The organism is Chitinophaga filiformis (assembly GCF_023100805.1).
Taxonomy (GTDB): domain Bacteria; phylum Bacteroidota; class Bacteroidia; order Chitinophagales; family Chitinophagaceae; genus Chitinophaga; species Chitinophaga filiformis_B.
Map to the genome: position 1 here is coordinate 5,707,825 of NZ_CP095855.1, position 22,214 is coordinate 5,730,038.

Sequence of the window (22,214 nt, forward strand, 5' to 3'; positions counted from 1 at the left end):
GTATTATCTGATTGCCGGATACCTACAAATTTGTTAGTACTACAGGATAAGTACCCCTGTTTTGACTACAACAATATTAGATCTGGCTACGTCTGTTCTTTCACTACCACTGACCTTTGTAACATAAAAATCAGCACTATGAAAGTCATTGTAACAGGCTCCCTGGGCAATATCAGCAAGCCGCTCACAAAGGAATTATTACAGAAAGGTCACGCAGTTACAGTTATCAGCAGTAACCCGGAAAAGCAGAAAGACATTGCAGCTTTAGGCGCCACTGCCGCTATTGGTTCAGTGGAAGATGCTGATTTCCTTACGGAGACATTCAGGGGTGCAGATGCAGTATATGTGATGACGCCACCCAACTACTCAAAAACGGAGGACCCGAGGGCTTATTACCGGGGCATGGGCATTCAATATGCAAAGGCTATCCAGGCCTCAGGCGTAAAAAGGGTCGTTCACCTGAGCACGATGGGCGCACACCTCGATAAAGGCACCGGCCTCCTCCTCGGCGCACATGATGTAGAACAGGTACTGGGCCGGTTACCAGGCATCTCCCTTACCAGCCTGAGACCGGGTTACTTCTACTACAATCTTTACAACTATGTTCCGATGATAAAGGCAGCCGGTTTCATACAGGCAAATTATGGCGGGGAAGATAAGATCGTGCTGGTATCGCCAAAAGATATTGCCGCTGCCGCTGCAGAAGAACTGACCACCACCGGCGCTACCAAAAAAGTGAGGTATATTGCAAGTGATGAACGTACCGTCAACGAAATTGTCCACCTGTTGGGTACCGCCATCGGAAAACCTGATCTGAAATGGGAAGTATGCACAGACGAACAAATGCTGGAAGGCCTGCAAAAGGCCGGCGTACGACCTCCCATTGCCGCCAGTCTCGTTGAGATGTATGCCTGCGTTCATAGTGGCGCATTTGCCGAAGACTATGAGCGGCACAAGCCAATTCCTCCCGGCAAGGTAAAACTGGAAGATTTCGTGCGGGAATTTGCCGCTGCTTTTCAACAGGGATAATAATGCTTTAAGGAATGAAGAACAAAGAACCACATCTGCTCAAAACAATATCTGACTACCACCAGTTCAGGGAATTACCGAAACCGGAGCATCCCCTGATCAGTGTCATCAAAATGGAAGCGGTAAGACAATTGCGGGAAAATGAACCGAAAGGCATCATACAGAATTTCTATGCCATCGCATTGAAAAGGAATTTCACCGGCAAGCTGAAATATGGTCAGCAGGAATATGATTTCGACGAAGGTGTGATGTTCTTTATTTCCCCGGGACAGGTTTATTCTATCGAAGCAAATAAGGCATTGGAACATTCGGGATGGTTGTTGCTCATCCATCCCGATTTTCTCTGGAATACGCCGCTGGCAAAGACTATAAAACAGTATGAATATTTCAGCTATGCGGTCAGTGAAGCCCTGCACCTCTCAGAAAAAGAGGAAGCCGTCATTGCCGCGATCATGCAGCAGATAGAGCAGGAATATCATTCCAATATCGACAAATTCAGTCAAAGTGTGATCATTGCTCAGTTGGAATTATTGCTTACTTACGCGGAGCGGTTTTATCACCGCCAGTTCATTACCCGGAAGATCAGCAACCACAAGATACTTGCCCGCCTGGAGGAGCTCCTGAACAGCTACTTCAACAGCGAGGACCTCCTGAAAAAAGGTCTGCCCACTGTTCAGTATATCGCCCAATCCCTGAACGTATCTCCCAACTATTTAAGCAGCTTACTGAAAGTGCTGACCGGGCAGAATACCCAGCAGCACATTCACAGTAAGCTGATTGAAATAGCCAAGGAAAAACTCTCCACCACGGCGTTGTCTGTAAGCGAGATCGCCTACGAATTAGGCTTCGAACATCCTCAGTCATTCAGCAAGTTATTCAAGACAAAAACGAACCTTTCACCTTTGGAATTCAGACAAACATTCAATTGAACAGCTCATTTGTTGTTGCCGGTGCGTAACGGGTATCTGTCTTTTTAAGGTATGATCTGCCATAGTTCGGCATCATACTGGTTCTCATACCATTGTTCCAGTTTGGTGCCCGGCGTCTGGTTGCTGTATGGTACATTCAAAGCGAGCAGGCTTCTGCGATTGATCAGCTTAAAATAACCGTTACCCATGTCCTGCACCCGCCAGTGCTGTGCGATGTTCTGGTTATCCGTCCACTGGATCAGGATATTCCCCGCGTTCAGCTGTCCGCCGGCATCATCCAGGTTCAGACCAGAGGCCACACAGGTTATCTTATAATAGCCGTTACCCAGGCTGGTGAAGTTCCACTTTTGCGCGGTGACGCCATTATCGGTCCATTGCTGTATCTGTAATCCTGGTGTTGGCGCTCCGTCAGGAACATCTACACATTGTCCTGTCACCTTCGACTTTATCCTGTACACGCCATTCGCTATTGGCATGGCATAATCCGGCCCGATAGACGGCGCCGCTACAGGAATACCCTTTTCTATCGGATAGCCGAAATAAGGGATGTTTCCGTCCCAGGAAAACTGTTGCGCCATCACTCTCCTGTTCCATCCGGAGCCATCCGAATTGGCGGCATGATATACGATCCACCACTGAATGTTGTCCGGCGACTTCACAAACGAAGCATGCCCGGGCCCATATACATTGCCGAACCTTGAAAATGCGGGCGTGGATGCCTTTGTCCAGGCACTTTTTGATAACAGGTCGCCATTGGTACAGGTCAGTCTTCCCAGGCAGTAATCGTTCGTCCAGCTGCCGCTTGCGGAATAAATAATGTTCACCGTGTTCCCACTGATGAGAGCCGTAGGGCCTTCATTGACGGTCGGCGACCCCACCTGTTCCCAGGCATGATCCGGCCTTGATATTTCCACCCTTTCACCGGAAATAGTATAAGGATTGCTCATTCTCGCTATGTAGATGTACTGGGAAACATTGGAAGTTCCCTCCCACCCGGACCAGATGAAGTACTGCTGCCCGTTGAAGTCAAAAACAGATCCGTCAATGGCCCATCTGTCGGTCGCCGCACTCAGCCTGGCCTTGTACGCATATCCGCCGTCCAGCGGATCGTTGGCATTGCTGCCGCCCTCCAGTACAAACATCCGGTGATTGTCATTATTACCATCATCCGCAGCAAAGTAAACATACCACCTTCCGCTACGGTAATGCAGCTCCGGCGCCCATAACTCCGACGAATATCCGGTACCCGGAGGCGGTGTAAAAATATAGGTCTTGGGTTGCAGCAGGATATCCTGCAGGGTTGCTGATTTTGTGATCCATAAACGACCACCGTCAGACCCGCAGTAATAGTAAAATCCGCCTACCGTGATGACCCAGGGATCATAATAACTGCCATTGTCTGAGGAAGGCAATGGATTGGTGAAGATCACGGAAGTGCTTAAAGTGCCTGATGTTGAAGCCCGCGTGCCGGTAAGTGGCGCTTTGTCTGCCTGTGGCTTCCTGCAGCCTGCAACTGACGCAAACAGGGCAAGCATGCAGAAGGGTAACAAATAGTTGTTTTTCATATCGGTTATTTTGAGGTGAATAAATGCGGTAATTCCGCTATGTAATGCAATGTTAAGAAAGATTTGCAAGCCATGCGTAGGATTATCCGCAGGATGTAAAATGGCGTGTACAAGACGCAGGAACGTGGAAACAAAACGTAAAAACATGCACCTCCCTTTTGACCAGAAAATTAAGGGAGGACGAGCCTGTCAAAGCGTGGTAAAGTTATTCGGGAGAGTAAGGACCGATTTTACAGATCTTTCCTGTCGTTCCGGTTAAACCAGTCGTCCTGATTGTTTCCCTGATCGCGCCTGCCATACTGATCGTGCTGATCGCGCTGATTATACCGGTTCGGTAAACCACGCTGGTTATACCGGTTCCCGTCATGCTGGCCATGCTGCTGCGGTGGCGGCTGTCTCCGCGGTGAATGATGCCGTGGTCTCTTACGCTCCCTCTCATCTGTAGGAGGACGATCAGTACCACGGTCTCTCTGCCGCTGATCCTGATTTGTTCTCGTTTCATTGGGGAGGGGTCTTTTTTTAAGCGGCAGGGGGCTCTCTTTTCGTTCTTCACGCCGCCGGTCGCGCGGTTCTTTCAGAGAATGACGCCGGTCACGTGTATCCGGTTTAAGTCTGTCTCTTTCGAAACTCCCCGAAGTAGAAGGCTGCTCATCCCTTTCCCGGCTATTACCCCGGCCGCCCCTTCCTTCTCTTCGCCGCTGCTTGTCATTGCTATCCCTTCTGCGGGAACGTTTGTCCGTGTCACCGTCTCTTCTCCCCCTTTCAGGATCAAGATCGATCAGATGGTCATGATTTGAATGGGACCGCCTGGTATCTTGTGTTGGAGTGCGGTATGAATCTACCATAGAAGTGACAAACGAACCCCTGTCGTCCTGCTGCGGATAGTTACTTCCGGGCGGCGGCGGATACCCACCGTTATCCCTTCTCCGGTCATTGTTTCCGCGCCCCTGCAGATTGATGGTAAGCAGGTGTTGCTGCTCCCGCCTGAGTCCCTCTATCTCCCTGTCCCGTATTCCCTGTACAAAGCCTGACTTGTAGGCTGGCGCCAGGTTGCTTATTCCATCAGTGAATCCATTATTATAAGCATCGCCATTATCCCAGGCTCCTTTATTCAGGTAAGACAAACGAAATAATAATACCGATGGGATATTATCCGGCAGTATATCAGTCTGCTGTGCGTCCATCCATCCAAGCTTATGCGCCTCCTGCTGGTACCGCGAGGCCATTGCAAACCCTCTGTAATACTCTTTTTCGCTATGCAATTGATCCACCTCTTTCCGATGTTGTTCTCCACGGCTCCAGCCTTCTTCATATATGCTGTTGCTTATCGGACTACGTGGCTCATATATTTCAGGTGAATCTTCGTTTCTATAGGCAGACTCAAATCCATATCCGCCGATATGCCGCCGGTTCAGGCGCTGGTAGTGATCACGCTCTATTTCTACGCCCTCCAGTTTTTTCCTGGTAATGTAAAGTTCTTCTTTTAGCTTTTCGATTTCAAGCCGCTGCCGCTCTGCCGCTCCCAATACCACTTCCAACCGCTTCTCCAATTGGGCCAGATCAAATTTGTCGATTTCAGAGAGTTCAATATCTGAAGACTTCTTATCCTGTTCAATTTCGCGACCAATCTTATTCAGGCCCGAGAAAAGCTTTTCCAGCAATTCCCTGTTCTTTTCAATATCTCCTTCCAGTTTGTTTATTTCCGCTACCCCTTCACCTAACAGCTTATCTTTATAACTTCCTTCTTTCTGGTAATGCTCTATTTCCTCCTCTTTCCTGTTGATTTCCGTTACTCCTTCACCCAATAGCTGATCCTTATAACGGCCTTCTTTTTGGTAATGCGTTATTTCATCTTCTTTTTCGCCGATTTCCTTCGCCCCCAAACCCAACAATTTGTCCTTATACAAACTCTGCTTTTCCAGGTCTGCAATTCGTTCATTTAATTGCCTTATCGGCAGGGAATAGATGGCATAGGAAATAAATTCGAGCTTTATCTGTTTAGTATCTTTTAAAAGAATATGGTCCTGTACATTTACATTGTACGTTGCCCTTTTTGCGCCCGGCGTAAGTCCCGTTAAATTAGGGGCCGGGTCGCGCAAGCCACCCGAAGTATAATGCGTGTCGGAAGATGATAAATATCCCTTTCCGGTACTATAGGCGGTGGGACTTTGTATAGGAAGATTATGTTCATAAAAATCTTCCAGATCTGCTTTAGGTATACTGTTAAAATTATTGAACTTGGGATCAGTAAAATCAGTACCTTCTTTATAAGTACCAAAAGAAGATCTGAGGTTACTGGCATACCACGTTGTGTTATCCTGTGCATAAGTTACTTCCACCTGGTAAAAAACAACTTCGTGCAGACTGTTTACCCGCAGCTTGACCTTCTCTTCAATTTTATCTGACTGCTCGGTATTTACATCTTTGGGGATAGCTGTTATATTCCGCTTATCGTTTCCAGGCCCTCCCAGATGGTCATTCAGCAGGTGACCCGCTATATAACCTTTGCCTGTAGTCTTCTGCAGCTTGGCAGCTTTTTTCTTTGCTGCTTTTGATGGCGTAGTGCCCAGCGGGTGGTCCGGGCCCAATAGCAATGCCGTTACCTTTTTGCCTTCACCTGAACCATCAACCGGCTCCCATTGTATCTTTGTCTTTACGTCTGTCTGCAGACTTGTTTTGGCGCCCACCCCATCTGCATTTGCAACGAACGTCTCCTTATTTTTTTTCCGGCTTCCCGCAAATTCCGGCTTGTACTGATCCCAGGAGGCTTCATCTTCAACAAGCCGTATGCCGTCCATCAGTAAACCGCTCGTCTGTAAGGCCTTGAAAGTGATCCCTTTCAGTCCGGTATCTTTTTCCTGCAAATAAAATGCTTCCTGGGTGATCCGCTTATTTTTCGGGTGTTTGACCTTGCTCCTTTGCTTCAGCCTCTTCTTGTTGATCAGGCCCAATTTAGCCAGGGCGTCTACATAGTATTGATTATCTTCTGCGTCAGTTGTACCGTAATGATAGATCCCTTTCATCACATGGAACTTTATCTGATCCATGAAAACATCTTCCTTCGTCTTCAATGCCCGTTGTACAACAGGCTTTGAGGGAGATACCTGCTTCATTGCGGGAGCAAGGTGCCCCTGCTTTTGCTGAACAACATGCCAGGCTTCATGTGACTGGTGCTGCCCCTGTAAGTCAGCATCATTCCTTTTCAGCTGAAAACGGCCTGGCTCTTCCTGGCGCCCATCATACATCTGAATAGCCCCTTTATCTCCTTTCTGCTTTTCAACAGGCACTTTTTGCTGCTGAACCGCTTGTCTGGATATACCCGAAGAACTTTCGCTATTGGCTGCTGCACGGGAAGAAGTATGTATAGCTTTGGTACTTTTGCTCTCGGTGGGCATGGGCGTGAGGGATTGTGTTAAAATACTGTTGTAATATACAGTAAAGTTTTTATGAAAACGAATTCCACGGGTGGCGTTGCGGAGACATAAAAAAAGGGCCCCCGGAGTAGAAGGGAGGCCCAACATGCAGTGGTCGACGTCTCACGATCGACCGACTACAATCATTTTATAATTATATCATTTTTCTATACTTCCCGTACAGTCTCACCACTGTTTTCACTGCATCCCCCTTCGGCACTGCCGCGTATTTATCATGACTGTTCACCCATTTCCACTCGAATGCCCTTACCTGCGTTTCAAAAGCCGCTAAATCGGCTGTTTTACCACTTTGCAGGCTGGACTCGAGCAATTTAAAGAACTGTGCCCAGCGGGGCTTATAAAAGCCTTTAATGAGGCCGTTCCACTGACGGTTGGAATACTCGTGCAGCGGACTGTCTTTATCGCCCCACAAAGTTACCAGGTCTTTCGCATTGAGCTCATACAGGTTACGTTCCGCTTCGGTAATACCATTGCTGCGTGCATCGCTCACCCATTTGCCCAACAGGAAGCCTTCCTGCGTACCCAGTAAGGTATCCATATCGTCCAACAATGCTAAGAACTGCTTGCTGTATTGCTGAAAAGCAGCCAGGTCCTTCTGCTGATAGGCCGTAGCAACTTTCTGCTGTAAGGGGCTGGCATAATTGCCCAATACCTGTCTTGTAAGATCTACCAGGTCGTACCTGAATCCGGCAGTAGGTTTTACCTGCGGAATAGCCTTTACGAACAGGTCCCAGGCAGGTATCAGTTTTGCCGGATCATAATTGAGCTTCGTTTTCACCCTTTCCGCTGCAATGTCCAGCGTAGGACGGGCCACGATAATAGACTCAGGCGCTCCTTCTGTAGGGCCACCGCTGTATACTGTATGGTACAGTATCTGCCAGGCCTGGTCTATCTGCTCATTATGCGTATTATAACGGCGTCCGGCATAGGTTTTCAACCACTCGTCCACATTCAGCGGCTGGTCGCGCCATACATTATCCAGCATCAGATGATATAAAGCCGGGTTCTGTTCAATGCCTTCCGGCGTAAGACCAATACCCGCCAGTTGCTTAGACCCCGGATGATGTAATGCTGCCGCCGGGTTGTGTGCTACGGAATCCATTCCTCCCCACATGCCGGTATTCCCCCCAAAGTTATGTAACATATTCCAAATCCAGGGCTTTCCGTAGTAGGCTTCTGTGTTATACCATACCGGGTGACTCTCACTGTACAAATCCAGTATGATCATATTATCGTCTGGCACCGCCTTCAGCAATGCACTGATCTGCGTTGGATGCCAGTAACTTGCGTTATAATGGAACATCCATCCCTGCATCACCCAAACCGCTTTAGGGTCTGCTGATGCCATGGAAGCAAATACTTTTTTACTCATCGCATCCAGGAAACTGGAATCGTTGGACGGGGGTACATTCTCATTAAAAGTATCCGCAGAATAGAAGTGATCAGTACCAAATGCCTTTGTCTGTACCTCGATGAAACGTTTACCGATCTTATCAAACATCGGGCTGCCGGGGTCAAGGATATAAACATCCGGGAATCCTGCATCCCAGTTCGTTTTCTTAACGGTCTCACCTGGGAATTTATCTTTGAAAGCCGGCGGTACATGCCCTGTAAAAGCCGGGAGTACGGGCATCATACCCATATTGCGTTCCGCCGCCAGTATCTTTTGCTGTAAAGCCTTGTGACTGTCCTTCCAATACTTCGGAAGAGGACCGCCCCAGGCATCAATGTTGCCCATCCATAACCAGGAGAAATAAGCAGGGCCGCTGAAGAATTTATCCAGCTCAGCATCCGTAAAACCCATCTCCTTATACACTTCCTGCCAGATGGCTTCTTCACCGGTAAGCGCCAATGGCATGTTGATGCCATTCATCGCCATCCAGTCAATTTCCTGCTGCCATCTTTCCCAGTTCCACCAGCACATACTGTAGTTGAACGTACAGTAGTTAATGTAATAACGGTATTTATAAGGCGTAGCATGATGTTCTTTCTGCGTCACTGCCGGTAACTTCGCCGGCAATTGCAGGTTACTGCCATTCCAGGTAATAATGCTGTTACAATAGTTCTTCAGGTAATAATTCAAGGCTGATGCAATGCTGACGCCATTGTTACCACGCAATACGATCCGGCCCGCCTTACTCTCTATCTCAAATACATCCCTGCCGCTGTCTGCAGCCAGGTATTCAAAGGTAAATGCAGCAGCCCTGTCTTTCACGATCCTCTTCAGAAATGCTTCCGTGGCTGTCTTGTTTAGCTGCGCCATGGCTGGTATACTCAGACCGCTTACCAATAAGGCAACAATGATTCTTTTCAATTGCATGAAGGAAAATTACTTTAAAGGGAGATGGCTGCAATGTATCAGCCATCTCCCCCACAAATTTATAAAATGCTATTTATAGTTTTCATTCTGGATCAGCACACCATTACTCCTGTCTATTTCAGACTGTGGCAGCGGGAAGTAATAGTGCTTGGGACGGATAAACGTACGGGCGGGTACCAGTACATTGCCGCCTTTTCCATACTTAGGCTTGTTATAATAGGTAGTGATATCGATCAAACCTGCTTTGTCCCAACGCATCAGGTCCTGGTGGCGTTCATTCTCACCACTCAGTTCGCAGCGACGCTCATGGATCACAGCTGCCATACCTGCACCGCTTACATCATTCAGGCCGGTCCTTTTACGCACCATGTTGATCTCTTTATCGCCCGCACCTGCACCCTGTGTACGGATCTTTGCTTCTGCTACCAGCAGGGCAATATCAGCTGTCCTTAACAGGGGCGTTTTCAGGGAATAGTTCAGACCACCATTCGGTTTCCAGTAAGAGAACTTATGGAAGTGATAGCCGGTTTCTGACATATCAGCGCTATAGGTAGCGATGCCTGAACCGATGTTGATCTTATCGCCGGGCGACATAATAGATACCGCTTTACGTACATCTCCCGGTTCAAACTCATCCACCAGGCTTTGTAACGGCTGATGGAAGTTCCATCCGTTCCATTCACGCGGTGTATAATAAGTGGTAAAATCTGAATAACCCCAGGTATCACTGGTCTGTACAGCAAACAGCATTTCGTCGTTGTTGCTGGTCTCTGGTGTGAAGTTAGCTACATAAGTAGGCGCAAGATTGTAATCGCCGCTGTTCAGCACTTTCTCACCATATATGAGTGCCTGGTCCAGTTTGTCCCAATACATGTACAGCTTACACAGCAATCCCCAGGCAGAGCCCTTGGATGCGCGTCCCCTGTCAGCACCCTCATTCTTGGCCGGCAGCAGATCTGCTGCTGCCAACAGGTCTGACTGGATGATGCCACGCAGACTATCGGCACTCACTTTAGGCTTCACATAGTTGCTCTGCGCAACATCTTCTTCCGTCACTACAGGCGCTTCTCCATATACCAGCAACAGGCGCCAGTAAGCGAATGCACGCAGGAAACGCGCTTCACCCAGGCAGCGGTTCTTGATGGTCTCATCCATGCCTTCTATCTTCGGAATGTACATCAGCGCACTGTTTGCACGGTTGATCATTTCATATTTCCATCTCCAGCCAAATCTTACCTGTGCATTGGCTGCATCATAGGTAAGGTTCTCAATGGCCACATCCTCAGAGTGGTCGCCCGCACGGTACTGATCATCAGAAGGGTCGTCAAAGGTAAACTCCGCATGACCGGTGAAATCTTCTTCCAGCAGTACGTTATAGATACCGGTAATACCGTTCACTGCATCAGATTGCGAACGCCAGTAAGTGGCGGTTGTATAGGTGCCTTTCGGCGTTACGTCCAGGATGCTGTCGCATGAAGACATGGACAGTAACAGGCCCGCAGCTATTATTAAAAACTTATTGTGAATACGTGTTGTCATGATCCATTAGTTAAATGAAGCTTAGAAATTCATTGAAGCACCTGCGGTGAAACTTCTTGCCTGTGGGTAAGTGGCTACGTCCACACCTCTCTGTTTATTACCGTCTGTATAACCCAGTGCAGGGTTCAGACCGGAATAATTGGTGATGATGAACATGTTCTGGCCTGCTACATACACACGGATGTTTGTAGAAGACTTGCTACCCCATAAGCGGGAAGGAATGGTATATCCCAATGCTGCATTACGGAGCGTAAAATAGTTACCACTTTCAATAAACCTGTCTGACGTACGGTAGTTACCGTTATTATCACTTAACGTCATGCGTGGTACGCTGTTGCTGGTACCTTCACCATGCCAGCGCTGCAGTTCTTCTGCGTAGTAGTTATAAGAATAGGTTGGATCCAGGCCCTGCATTTTATCGGCGTTGTACAGTTTCACACCTGCAACACCTGTAAAGGACAGGCTCAGGTCAAATCCCTTGTAGCTGGCGCCGGCCTGCAGACCGTACTGGAGACGCGGATTAGGATCACCCAGGTATACCCTGTCAGCTTCGGTGATAGCACCATCGCCGTTCACATCCACAAAACGTACATCGCCTGGTTTAATATTATCCTTTCTGCCATCTTTCGCAATATTGGGATCGCTGTCGATCTGTGCCTGGTTCTGGTAGATACCGGCAGTTTTCCATCCATAGAAGGAAGCGATCGGCTGTCCTTCATAGGTACGGGAGATTTCCTGGTTCTGACGGCCGTAGCTGCTGGAACCAATGTAAGTATTGGCAGAGTAGAGCTTTGTTACTTTGTTTTTGATAAGGGTAGCATTTGCCGCAATGTTGTAGGTAAATGCTTTTTTACCGCCCTGGTAAGACACTTCAAATTCCCAACCGTGGTTGTTCAGTTTACCGATGTTTTCATCAGGCACCACGGAAGTACCATGCAGGTCTGGCTTTGCAGCAGGCACCAGCATGTCGATCGTGTTCTTATCGAAGTAAGACACCGTTGCATTCAATGCATTGTTCAGGAATCCAAGCTCCGCACTGATGTTGGTCATATGTGCCTTTTCCCAGGTGATGTTAGGGTTGGCCAGACTGGAGTTCCAGATACCGGTGAATGGCTGATCGCCAAAATTGTATTTACGGTTTTTGATGATAGTAGCCAGGTACTGGAATTCAGTTACGTTCTGGTTACCCAGTACACCCCAGCCACCTGTCACTTTCAGGTTATTCATGAAGTGTACATTATCCTTGAAGAAGTTCTCGTCAGATATACGCCAGCCCACAGATACTGCAGGGAAGTAACCCCAGCGGTTGCCTTCAGCAAACCTGGAAGAACCATCCGCACGCATGGTCGCAGTCAGCAGGTATTTACCTTTATAGCTGTAAAAACCTCTCGCAAATCCTGATGCCAGGATATTGGTAGCATAATAGTTACCGGCAGCGTTGTAAACAATACTACCGTTGTCCAGCACCAGTACATAAGGCGATTCATCATCGAAACCATTACGCTGTGCGCTGAAATAGTTACCACTGTATTTCTGGTAGGAAATACCACCGGTCAGGCTAAGCTGGTGTACTTTATTCAGTGTTTTGTTATAAGACAGGAATGCCTCGCCCAGGTGAGTGCTGGTGCTGGTATTGCTCTGTGTTAATTCCGCATCATCACGGGTACGTACCTGTGTTAATGTTTTAGGCAGGAAGTTGAAAGAGTTGCTCAGTGTACCATCAAATGCATAGTTCAAACGCAGTTTCAGGTCTTTGATGATCTCTACTTCAGCGAAGGCGTTCGCCAGTATGCGATAGTTCTTGGTCCATGCGTCTGTTGTTTCTGCAGTATACACCGGGTTGTTGATATCGCCCAGTTCATTGTTTGCCTGTGCAGAACCATAGTTACCCATATCATCCTTCACAGGAATAGCAGGATTGAAACGCAGTGCGCTGAATATCAGACCTGTCTGGGAAGAATAGGTGTCCAGCGAGTTACCTTTACGGGCAGTCAGCTGGAGGTTCTCTCCTACCTTCAGGCGACTGTTGATGCGGTGCTCAGAGTTGATGCGGACAGTATATCTTTTGAAATAGGTATTGGTGATCAGCCCTTTCTCATCATAATAACCCATAGAGAACAGGTAGTTGGAATAGGCGCTGCCACCTTTGATGGAAACATCTGCATTCGTTACATGTCCTGTATTGAACAATGCCTTCTGCCAGTCAGTACGCTGTACTGCATAGTATGGGTCCTGCCAGAATGCAGGCACGGTAAGACCATCGTTGGTGTAACGTTCCTGTTTCAGTTTTACCAGGTCAGGAGCGGTCAGCAACGGTATATAGCGGTTTACATTGGAAATACCGCGGTAGATGTTTACGTTGGTATTTAATTTCTCATTGTAAGATCCTTTTTTAGTCGTGATGATGATCACACCGTTTGCCGCACGGGTACCATAGATAGCGGAGGAAGATGCATCTTTCAGTACTTCCATGGAAGCGATATCGTTGTTGTTGATATCACTGAGACCGCTGAGGTTAGGAGCAGGCACACCATCGATGATGATCAGTGGTTCTGCGTTGTTGATGGTACCTGTACCACGTACGCGGATGCTGGGAGTAGTACCCGGCGATCCATCGGAACGAACGATGTCCACACCGGCCACACGACCCTGAATAGCCTGGGCGGCATCACTTACAGGCAGGTTTTTGATATCAGCGCCTTTTACGGTAGAAATAGCACCGGTGAGGTCGCGGCGGGTCTGTACACCATAACCCACTACTACCACATCACTCAGGCTGGTAGTGGCTGGCAGCAGTGTGATGTTATCCAGGTTACCGGAAGCACTCACCGTCACGCTGGCAAAACCGATGGTTTTAAACACCAGGGAATCTCCATGGTCTGCCTTCAGGGTAAAGTTACCATTGGGTTCTGTTGCAATGCCCCTGTTCTTGCCTTTCACACTTACAGTCACACCGATCAGGGGCTGACCTTTGTCATCCCTCACCTTTCCTCGTACCGTAATGGAGGTATCTGCCGCCATTGCAGGCGCAATACCGGTCAGGTTAAGACCGAAAGCGGGCGTTTCAAATTTGCGGGTAATAATGATCTGTGTCTTGTTCTGTTCAAAGTTCAGATCATTAGGCTCCAGTAACTGGAGCAGTATTTTCTCCACAGAGGTATTGCTGGCATTGATGCTCACGGGCCCTGCAGCTTTAACCTGGGACGAATTGTATACAAAACGGAAAGGCGTGACCTGCTGGATCCTCTCCAGGACCGTTTCCAGCTTCATTTTGCTGGCTACGAGATTGATCTTCACCTCTTTAATATCCTGACCTTCAGTGCTCTTGGCGAACAGCGAAAGCGAAAAGGTATAGAAAAATACCAATATATAAGCCGAACATCGCATGAGGAATAATAAGTATTGGATACACGTCTCCCGTGTATACGCTGTTTTTTTCATAACTTTAATACGATTTGTTGTTATAAAATGATGAATTCAGGGTATGCAGGTTTGGCGACATGAAATACCCTGCCATAAAACGCTCCCTGTACTTTCTTTGCAGGGACGTTTTATTTATGCTACGTGCTGTTTGTCATTTTTAGCATATGATGTCCTGATATTTTGGTATACTTCCTTAATTTGTGACAATCTTTTCCCCCGTTACTGACACCCCTTTCCTTCCAAAGTAATAGTACTACTGTCTGCGCTAAAGGTATAGGTCGCATTGTTGATCTTACATAAGAGATCTATGACCCGTGACACCGGCGATTCCTTCTCGAAGGTGGCGGTGATCATGCATTGCTCCAGTGATTTGTTGGCAAAAACTATATTCACATTGTACTTTCGGTTGATGGTCCTGGCAATTTCCTCAAATGACTGGTCATAAAATGCCAGTTGTCCCTTTGTCCAGGAGTAGGCCATATCCGCCTTTACTGCTACCAGTACCGGTGACTGCCGGTTCGCATATTTTACCTGTTTATTCGGTGTTAAAAAGGTAACGATTTTGGTCTTCTTATCCTCCAGCTTTATTTTACCCTTTGTTACGGTAACGGCGAACGGCTCGCCGGGATATGCTTTTATATTAAAGGCGGTTCCCAGCACCTGTGTCACCATATTGCCCGACTGGATAATGAAGGGCTTATCCGGATCGCTTGCTACATCAAAATAGGCTTCCCCTGTCAGGCTAAGCCGGCGTTCTCCCATAAAAGGAAAATCTGTATAAACCAGCCTGGTAGCAGAATTGAGCCATACCCTGCTGCCGTCTTTCAGGACGACAAACCTGGGCTGCCGTTGTGCATTGTAAACCTGACGGCCACTGAAAAATACGGACAGTAACGCGGCGGTGAGCACCAGGAAAACAGCAGCGACTATCCGGAAAGGTCTTACCTGCATTAATATGCGCTTCCGGCTGCCTGCCCGGGCGTTCAGCTCATCGATCTTCGCCTTCATCCTGCTTTCCAGCGCCTCCTCGTCCTCTCCTTCCGGCAGTTCCACCGCCAGTTCCCCTCCCTCAAAGGAATAATACCACTGTTCGAGTATCTTCCTTTCAGCAGCTGTTGCAGTGCCATCCAGGTATTTTGTAGTTAAGTCAGTCAACTGCGCTTTAGTCATAATTTGATAGTAATGCAGATAAAAAAAACTACGTGACCAGATCACAGCAAACTGTATCCAATATAATAGTGTGAGAAAAAGCAGGCTACCCTACCTCATGATAAAAAAAAATTTCCGGAGGAAGATTCAGAACAATAATGACATCAACATGTGTTTAAACTGTACCCTTAACTGGCGGAGTGCCCGGGTCATATGCTTTTCTACAGCTTTGGTCGAGATATTCAGCTTTTCAGATATTATTTTATTGGCCAGCCCCTCTTCCCGGCTGTAACGGAATACCAGCCTGCACTTCTCGGGCAGCCGGTCTATTTCACGCCGGATCTCTTCTTCCAGCAGGCGGGAATCCGCCGTGCTCTGTTCTGCCGCCAGGGCATGCAGTTCTTCCAGGGATCCTGTGTTCCTGGCCGGCTGGGCAAAGTAATGGAAAACGGAATATTTGGTGGCTGTAGCCAGGTAGGTATATAAATGTTTGATCTCAGATCTTTCGCGGGAGGCCCAGAGGCTCGCAAAGATCTCCTGTACTATATCTTCAGCAGCGTTGCTGTCTCTCAGATGGTACAAGGATAAAGCGTATAATTTACGCCAGTAGCGGCGATAAATCTCGTCAAAGGCCTTCCCGTCAGAAAGCCTGACCTTGTCCATTAATTCATTGTCCTCCAATATGCTGTACGACATATGTGCCTATAAAGTGCCTTAAGGTAGCAATAATAATCTTTAAATCCAACCCTTCCTTTTTTTAGAGGGCGGCGCAAAGGTGCAGTATTTTTCGATAATAGAAAGTAAATCCCTTCACTTGCACGCCCTATTCTGAATTTCTATTACTTTTGCTGCCGGTATTTTTTCTCAGACAAGGTATAGACACAGTTAGTATTAAAGCATGCACATATTACTCAAAAGCGTACAGATAGTCGCACCATCATCCCCTTTTCACGGGCAACAGCAGGACATTCTGATTGAGAACGGCATCATCCGCCAGATCGGGAAGGACATTTCTTCCGCTCAGGCCCGGGTGGTGACGGGCAACAACCTGCATGTATCTCTGGGATGGACGGATATCTTCGCGCATTTCTGCGATCCTGGCCAGGAATATAAGGAAGACCTCCAGAGCGGGGTTGCCGCTGCTGCCAGGGGTGGATATACCACCGTACTGATAGTGCCCAATACCCAGCCGGCGCTTCACACCAAACCGCAGATGGAGTATGTGCTCAGCCGCACGCGTAACAGTGTTGTACAGGTGCTTCCTATAGGGGCGGTGACCAAAAACCTGGAAGGCACCTCCCTTGCCGAAATGTATGAAATGCAGCAGGCGGGAGCTGTAGCCTTCTCCGACGGACTGAAACCGATCCAGTCGCCCGGTATCATGCTGAAGGCCCTGCAATATGTAAAAGCTGTTAACGGCACCATTATCCAGCTTCCTGATGACCTGAGCATCTCTGCCCATGGCCTGATGCACGAAGGTATTTACAGTACCCAGCTGGGTATGCCGGGTAAACCTGCCATTGCGGAAGAACTGATCATCCAGCGCGACCTCGAGCTGGCACAATATACCGACTCACGTATCCACTTCACTGGCATCAGTACACGAAAATCGGCAGAGCTCATTGCCAATGCCAAAGGCAAAGGTATCAAAGTGACCTGCTCTGTAACCCCCTATCATCTTTCCCTTACCGATGCACACCTGGTTACCTACGATACTCACCTGAAGCTCAATCCTCCGCTGCGTAGCGCCGAAGACGTGAAAGCACTGCAGGATGCGGTAAAGACGGGAGTGATCGACTGCTTCGCTACCCATCACCTGCCGCAGGACTGGGATGCCAAACAGGTAGAGTTTGAATATGCAAAGAATGGCATGATAGGACTGGAAAGCGCTTTCGGCGTATTCCGTAAACATCTGCCGGAAGTATCTGTGGAAAGGCTGGTGGAAATGCTTTCCGCACAGCCCCGCAAAATATTCAATCTGCCGGAGCTGAGCCTTACCGAAGGTGCAACGGCCAATCTGACCATATTCGATCCTGAAGAGGATTGGGTGCTCACAACAGATCACCTGGCCAGCAGGTCGAAAAATTCAGCGTATATTGGCGCGGAATTGAAAGGAAGTGTGAAAGGGACCATCAATGGCCAATATGCCCAACTTTAATTAAGTCATTCGTGTACTATGAGTAATGCATCATATCCTAATCCCGGTGTAAAATGGGGACTGATAGCCGGTTTTGTAGCCATCGCTATTGGCGTCGCCCTCTATTTTACCAATATACCTATGTTGTTTAGCCTGAAATACGGCATCCTCCTCCTGATCGTTTTTGGCGTGACCGGCGTATTGGCTGGTCTGGAACGGAAAAAAGCCAATGGTGGCCTTATTAATTTCAAAGAGGCCCTGCAGCCTGTTTTTACCACTTTCGTGATCGGCTCGCTGCTGAGCAGCATTTTTATCTATGTGCTGGCCAATTTTATCGACCCGGGTATCATTGTGAAGATGAAAGAAGCCGCTATTAAAAGCTATGAAAGCATGGCGCCCATGCTGCGCACAATTGGCACACCGAAAGACGAATATGAGAAAGGATTGGCAGATATCCGGAACCAGGACTTCTCTGTGACGCTCTCCGGCAGCTTTATGTCCTATCTCATGGGCCTTTTCCAGTATTTTGTGGTGTCTGCCATAATAGCACTTGTACTCCGTAAAAAGTAGCGGACTCAGATTGGCACTTTATTAGATAGAAAAGCATCCTAAACACATTGCTATATAACATGGATATTTCCGTTATCGTTCCTTTAAAAAACGAAGAAGAATCACTGCCCGAACTGGCTGCATGGATTGACCGCGTCATGCAGGAACATCACTACTCATATGAGGTATGGATGATAGACGACGGCAGCACTGATAATTCCTGGAATATCATCCAGCAGCTGGCAGCAGCCAACCCGAATGTGAAAGGGATCAAATTCCAGCGCAACTACGGCAAGTCTGCGGCCCTCAATGAGGGCTTCCGTGCCGCACAGGGCGATGTGATCATCACCATGGACGCCGACCTGCAGGATAGCCCCGACGAGATACCGGAACTCTACCGTATGATCAGGGAAGACGGTTTTGACCTCGTCAGCGGCTGGAAGAAGAAACGCTATGACAGCGCCCTTACCAAAAATCTCCCTTCCAAACTATATAACTATACCACTACCCGCATGAGCGGAGTAAGGCTGCATGACATGAACTGCGGACTCAAATCCTACCGCAGGAAAGTGATCAAAAGCATCGAGGTATATGGAGAAATGCACCGCTATATTCCTGTGATCGCCAAATGGAACGGTTTCAGGAAGATCGGTGAAAAAGTAGTGGAACACCGTGCGCGTAAGTACGGCACTTCCAAGTTTGGCCTGGAACGCTTTATTAACGGCTTCCTGGACCTGGCTTCCATTATGTTCATCAGTAAGTTCGGGAAACGTCCGATGCACCTCTTCGGCGCCCTGGGCACTCTTTCCTTCGTGATTGGTTTTGGCATAGCATTATACCTGGCGATCGAGAAAATTATCTATTCCCAGTATAAGATGACCGAACGTCCTATTTTCTTCCTGGCATTGCTGGCGATGATCATAGGGTCGCAGCTGTTCCTTACCGGCTTCATCGGAGAACTGGTGACCAGGAACGCACCTGAAAGGAATGAATATCTCGTGGAAACTATCCTGGACCGAACCAAATAATAGCTGATGGGCAAAAAGAAAATCCTCTTTCTCGGACCGGCCTGGCCTTACAGGGGTGGACTAGCCGCCTACAATGAAAGGCTGGCGGAAGAACTGCAAAAGGATGCAGAAGTAGAGATCTGGACATTCACCGTACAGTATCCTTCTTTCCTGTTTCCCGGTAAAAGCCAGTACGCTACGGAACCGGCGCCTCCCCACCTGAAAATACGCAGGCTGATCAACTCTGTCAATCCGCTGAACTGGTTGAAAGTAGGCCGCATGATCCGTAAATGGGGACCAGACCTTATCGTCACCAAGTACTGGTTACCGCTCATGGGCCCCTGCCTGGGCAGCTTGCTGCGCCTTGGGAAAGGTAAAAATACCCGGGTGGTATCCATCCTCGACAACGTGATACCGCACGAAAAAAGGCCCGGCGATATACCCTTCACCAGGTATTTCCTGAAACCCGTGGATGCCTTCATTGCCATGAGCCAGTCTGTACTGGACGACCTCCGGCTGTTCGAGCCCGGCAAACCTGCCTCCCTGATCCCCCACCCGATCTACGACAACTACGGCCCTGCCGTATCTAAATCAGTGGCCAGGGAACAACTGAAACTACAACAGGACAAAAAATATATCCTCTTCTTTGGCTTTATCCGCCAGTATAAGGGACTGGACCTCCTGCTCCGTGCCATGGCCGACGAGCGCATGAAGCAGCAGGACGTACACCTTATCGTAGCAGGAGAGTTCTATGAAGATGCCGCCCCCTATCACCAGTTACTGGAACAGCTCCAGCTGGGCGACAGGGTGCTGATGCACACCGATTTCATCCCCAACGAGGCTGTCAAGAATTACTTCTGCGCAGCCGACCTGGTAGTACAGCCTTATAAGAGCGCCACCCAGAGCGGTATCTCGCAGATCGCCTACCATTTCGAAAAACCAATGGTCGTGACCCGGGTTGGCGGCCTGGTAGAAATGGTGCCAGACAACATCGTAGGTTTCCAGTGTGAACCGGAACCAGCCGATATTGCCGCCGCCATCGAAAAATATTACCGCGACAACCGCGAAGCCGATATGACCGCCGCCGTACGCGTGGAAAAGAAACAATACTCCTGGGAACGCCTGGCCGCTGAAATACATAAGTTGGCCGCCAGCAAATAGTTTGAGCAGTCTGGGTAATGGAAGAAGGTTGATGAGAATGGGGAGTGTGATGAATGTGGAAAGTATGAGATAGGATGAGGTGAGGATAAAAAGTATGAATATGATGAGAAGTATGAAGAGGATGAGGAGCGTGAGGACTATGAGGTGGTTTGAGGGGGGCTGAAAAGAATGAATATGATAAGAAGTATGAAGAGGATGAGGATGAGGAGCGTGAGGACTATGAGGTGGTTTGAGGGGTCTGAAAAGTATGAATGTGATGAAGAGGATGAAGAGCGTGAGGAGTATGGGAAGTAGATGGTATCAGGCAGTGAGCAATATTGTTATGTAGTATATTGACGCAATAACATAATTTGAAGACCGTACGCAACGAGCGGCAGGAGGGAATCGCTGGCCTTGGTTGTTTGAAGTATGCTGAAGCGACCTACCAGGAGTTTAATAGCATTACCAAAGCCAACCCGTCTTCCACAGCCTCATCGTAAGGAACTTCAAAGAACCACAGCCAGCGATCCCAGCCTGCACCGCGAGCAGGAGGTCGGCGCTATAATCACTGTAAGCCGACAAGCCACCTACCATACCTTCATTAGCACATCCAAAGCCAATCCGTCTTCCGGCGCTCCATCGTAAGGAACTTCAAAGAACCACAGCCAGCGATCCCAGCCTGCACCGCGAGCAGAAGGTCCGCGCAAGAATCACTGTTAGCCGGTAAGCCACATGCCATGGGTTCCAAAGCCAAATCCAACTTCCAGAGTTCATACAAAGAACCACAACCATTGCCCCCAATGACGTCCACGCAAGAATCACTGTAAGCCCCTAACCAATCCTTCCAGTTATCTTTTCACCACCAGACATATAAACATATTTTAACTTCTTTTAAACAAGATAGCCTTATATGCATGCGCAATTGTTTTATCTTGCATCACTTATAAAAACGGAAATACTGTGATTTATCGTAGCAAAGCACCTTTACGCATAGGCCTGGCCGGAGGCGGAACAGATGTAAGCCCTTACTCAGACATGTACGGGGGCGCCATTCTGAACGCCACTATTTCGCTCTACGCGCGTGCAGCCATAGAGCCAATAGCTGATAAAAAAGTCCTGTTCGAATGCGCCGACAGGAATGAAACCCTGGTTTGCGACGCCACCTTTCCGCTACCCCTCGACGGTAAGCTGGATATCCTGAAAGGTGTGATCAACCGCGTAGCGAAAGATTACGGCATTCCTTCCGGCTTTAAGCTCACCACTTTCGTAGATGCACCCGCCGGTTCCGGTCTCGGTACCTCCTCTACCCTTGTAGTGGCTGTGCTGGGCGCCTTTGCTGAATGGCTGAAACTTCCTTTGGGAGAATACGATATGGCGCACCTGGCCTATGTGATCGAAAGAGAAGACCTGAAACAGGCCGGCGGTAAGCAGGATCAATATGCAGCAACATTCGGGGGCGTAAATTTCATGGAATTCTACAATGGCGATAAAGTGATTGTGAATCCCCTCCGTATAAAAGAAAAATACCTGGATGAACTGGAGAATAACCTGGTACTGTACTACACTTCTACCAGCCGTTTGTCCAGCAGCATCATTTCCGAGCAGCAGAAGAACGTACACGAGAAAAAGGAAGCAAGTATCGAAGCGATGCACCACCTGAAAGAGCAGGCCGTAATGATGAAAGAAGCCCTGCTTCGCGGCAGCATCGACAAGATCGGCGAGATTCTTGATTTTGGTTTCCAGCACAAAAAGAACATGGCAAAAGGTATTACCAATTCCCAGCTGGACGACATCTACGAAGCAGCCAAACGCGCAGGCGCTTCCGGAGGTAAGATCTCAGGCGCCGGCGGCGGTGGTTTCATGATCTTCTACTGTCCGGGTAACACCCGCTACAGTGTGGTGGAAGCCCTCAAAACTTTCGGCGGGGACGTAAAACGTTACCATTTTACACACAATGGGATCAATACCTGGTGTATCTGATCTGCTAACCAAA

General features: G+C 48.4%; 14 protein-coding genes. 7 read left to right on the forward strand and 7 right to left on the reverse strand.

Annotated features, from left to right (window positions below; translation table 11 throughout):
* Window positions 1-138: 138 nt before the first annotated feature.
* Window positions 139-1,029: an NAD(P)H-binding protein gene (locus MYF79_RS22110; protein ID WP_247810011.1), complete on the forward strand. Its 891-nt coding sequence runs from the start codon at window positions 139-141 to the stop codon at window positions 1,027-1,029.
* Between the two features lie 14 nt (window positions 1,030-1,043).
* A complete protein-coding gene (locus MYF79_RS22115; protein ID WP_247810012.1) occupies window positions 1,044-1,958 on the forward strand; it encodes a helix-turn-helix domain-containing protein in 915 nt (304 codons plus the stop codon).
* A gap of 44 nt (window positions 1,959-2,002) precedes the next feature.
* On the opposite strand, the gene MYF79_RS22120 is transcribed toward MYF79_RS22115, so the two are convergent.
* The 7 genes from MYF79_RS22120 to MYF79_RS22150 form a co-directional block, all read right to left on the reverse strand.
* Window positions 2,003-3,523, reverse strand: coding sequence for a family 43 glycosylhydrolase (locus MYF79_RS22120; protein WP_247810013.1), 1,521 nt, complete (start codon window positions 3,521-3,523; stop codon window positions 2,003-2,005).
* Between the two features lie 230 nt (window positions 3,524-3,753).
* Window positions 3,754-6,918 (reverse strand): DNA/RNA non-specific endonuclease, encoded by a 3,165-nt coding sequence (locus MYF79_RS22125; RefSeq protein ID WP_247810014.1) that lies wholly within the window; start codon window positions 6,916-6,918, stop codon window positions 3,754-3,756.
* A 172-nt stretch (window positions 6,919-7,090) separates the two neighbouring features.
* Complete coding sequence (locus MYF79_RS22130; RefSeq protein ID WP_247810015.1) at window positions 7,091-9,277, reverse strand: alpha-N-acetylglucosaminidase; 2,187 nt, start codon at window positions 9,275-9,277, stop codon at window positions 7,091-7,093.
* A gap of 69 nt (window positions 9,278-9,346) precedes the next feature.
* The gene (locus MYF79_RS22135; protein WP_247810016.1) at window positions 9,347-10,816 is read right to left on the reverse strand and encodes a RagB/SusD family nutrient uptake outer membrane protein; all 1,470 of its coding nucleotides are present in this window, start codon (window positions 10,814-10,816) and stop codon (window positions 9,347-9,349) included.
* Window positions 10,817-10,837: 21 nt separating this feature from the next.
* Window positions 10,838-14,257: a TonB-dependent receptor gene (locus tag MYF79_RS22140; protein ID WP_247810017.1), complete on the reverse strand. Its 3,420-nt coding sequence runs from the start codon at window positions 14,255-14,257 to the stop codon at window positions 10,838-10,840.
* A 201-nt stretch (window positions 14,258-14,458) separates the two neighbouring features.
* Window positions 14,459-15,409 carry a FecR family protein gene (locus tag MYF79_RS22145; protein ID WP_247810018.1) on the reverse strand — a complete coding sequence of 317 codons (951 nt, stop codon included), beginning with the start codon at window positions 15,407-15,409 and terminating at the stop codon, window positions 14,459-14,461.
* Window positions 15,410-15,535: 126 nt separating this feature from the next.
* Window positions 15,536-16,084, reverse strand: coding sequence for a sigma-70 family RNA polymerase sigma factor (locus MYF79_RS22150; RefSeq protein WP_247810019.1), 549 nt, complete (start codon window positions 16,082-16,084; stop codon window positions 15,536-15,538).
* A gap of 202 nt (window positions 16,085-16,286) precedes the next feature.
* Here MYF79_RS22150 and MYF79_RS22155 point away from each other — a divergent pair, with 202 nt between their 5' ends.
* From MYF79_RS22155 to MYF79_RS22175, 5 genes are all read left to right on the forward strand, one after another.
* Window positions 16,287-17,546: a dihydroorotase gene (locus MYF79_RS22155; protein WP_247810020.1), complete on the forward strand. Its 1,260-nt coding sequence runs from the start codon at window positions 16,287-16,289 to the stop codon at window positions 17,544-17,546.
* A gap of 18 nt (window positions 17,547-17,564) precedes the next feature.
* Complete coding sequence (locus MYF79_RS22160) at window positions 17,565-18,095, forward strand: DUF4199 domain-containing protein (RefSeq protein WP_247810021.1); 531 nt, start codon at window positions 17,565-17,567, stop codon at window positions 18,093-18,095.
* Between the two features lie 59 nt (window positions 18,096-18,154).
* On the forward strand, window positions 18,155-19,102 hold the full coding sequence (locus MYF79_RS22165; protein WP_199655361.1) for a glycosyltransferase family 2 protein: 948 nt from the start codon (window positions 18,155-18,157) through the stop codon (window positions 19,100-19,102).
* Between the two features lie 6 nt (window positions 19,103-19,108).
* Window positions 19,109-20,242, forward strand: coding sequence for a glycosyltransferase (locus MYF79_RS22170; protein WP_247810022.1), 1,134 nt, complete (start codon window positions 19,109-19,111; stop codon window positions 20,240-20,242).
* Window positions 20,243-21,181: 939 nt separating this feature from the next.
* A complete protein-coding gene (locus tag MYF79_RS22175) occupies window positions 21,182-22,201 on the forward strand; it encodes a dehydrogenase (RefSeq protein WP_247810023.1) in 1,020 nt (339 codons plus the stop codon).
* The last annotated feature ends 13 nt before the right edge of the window (window positions 22,202-22,214 follow it).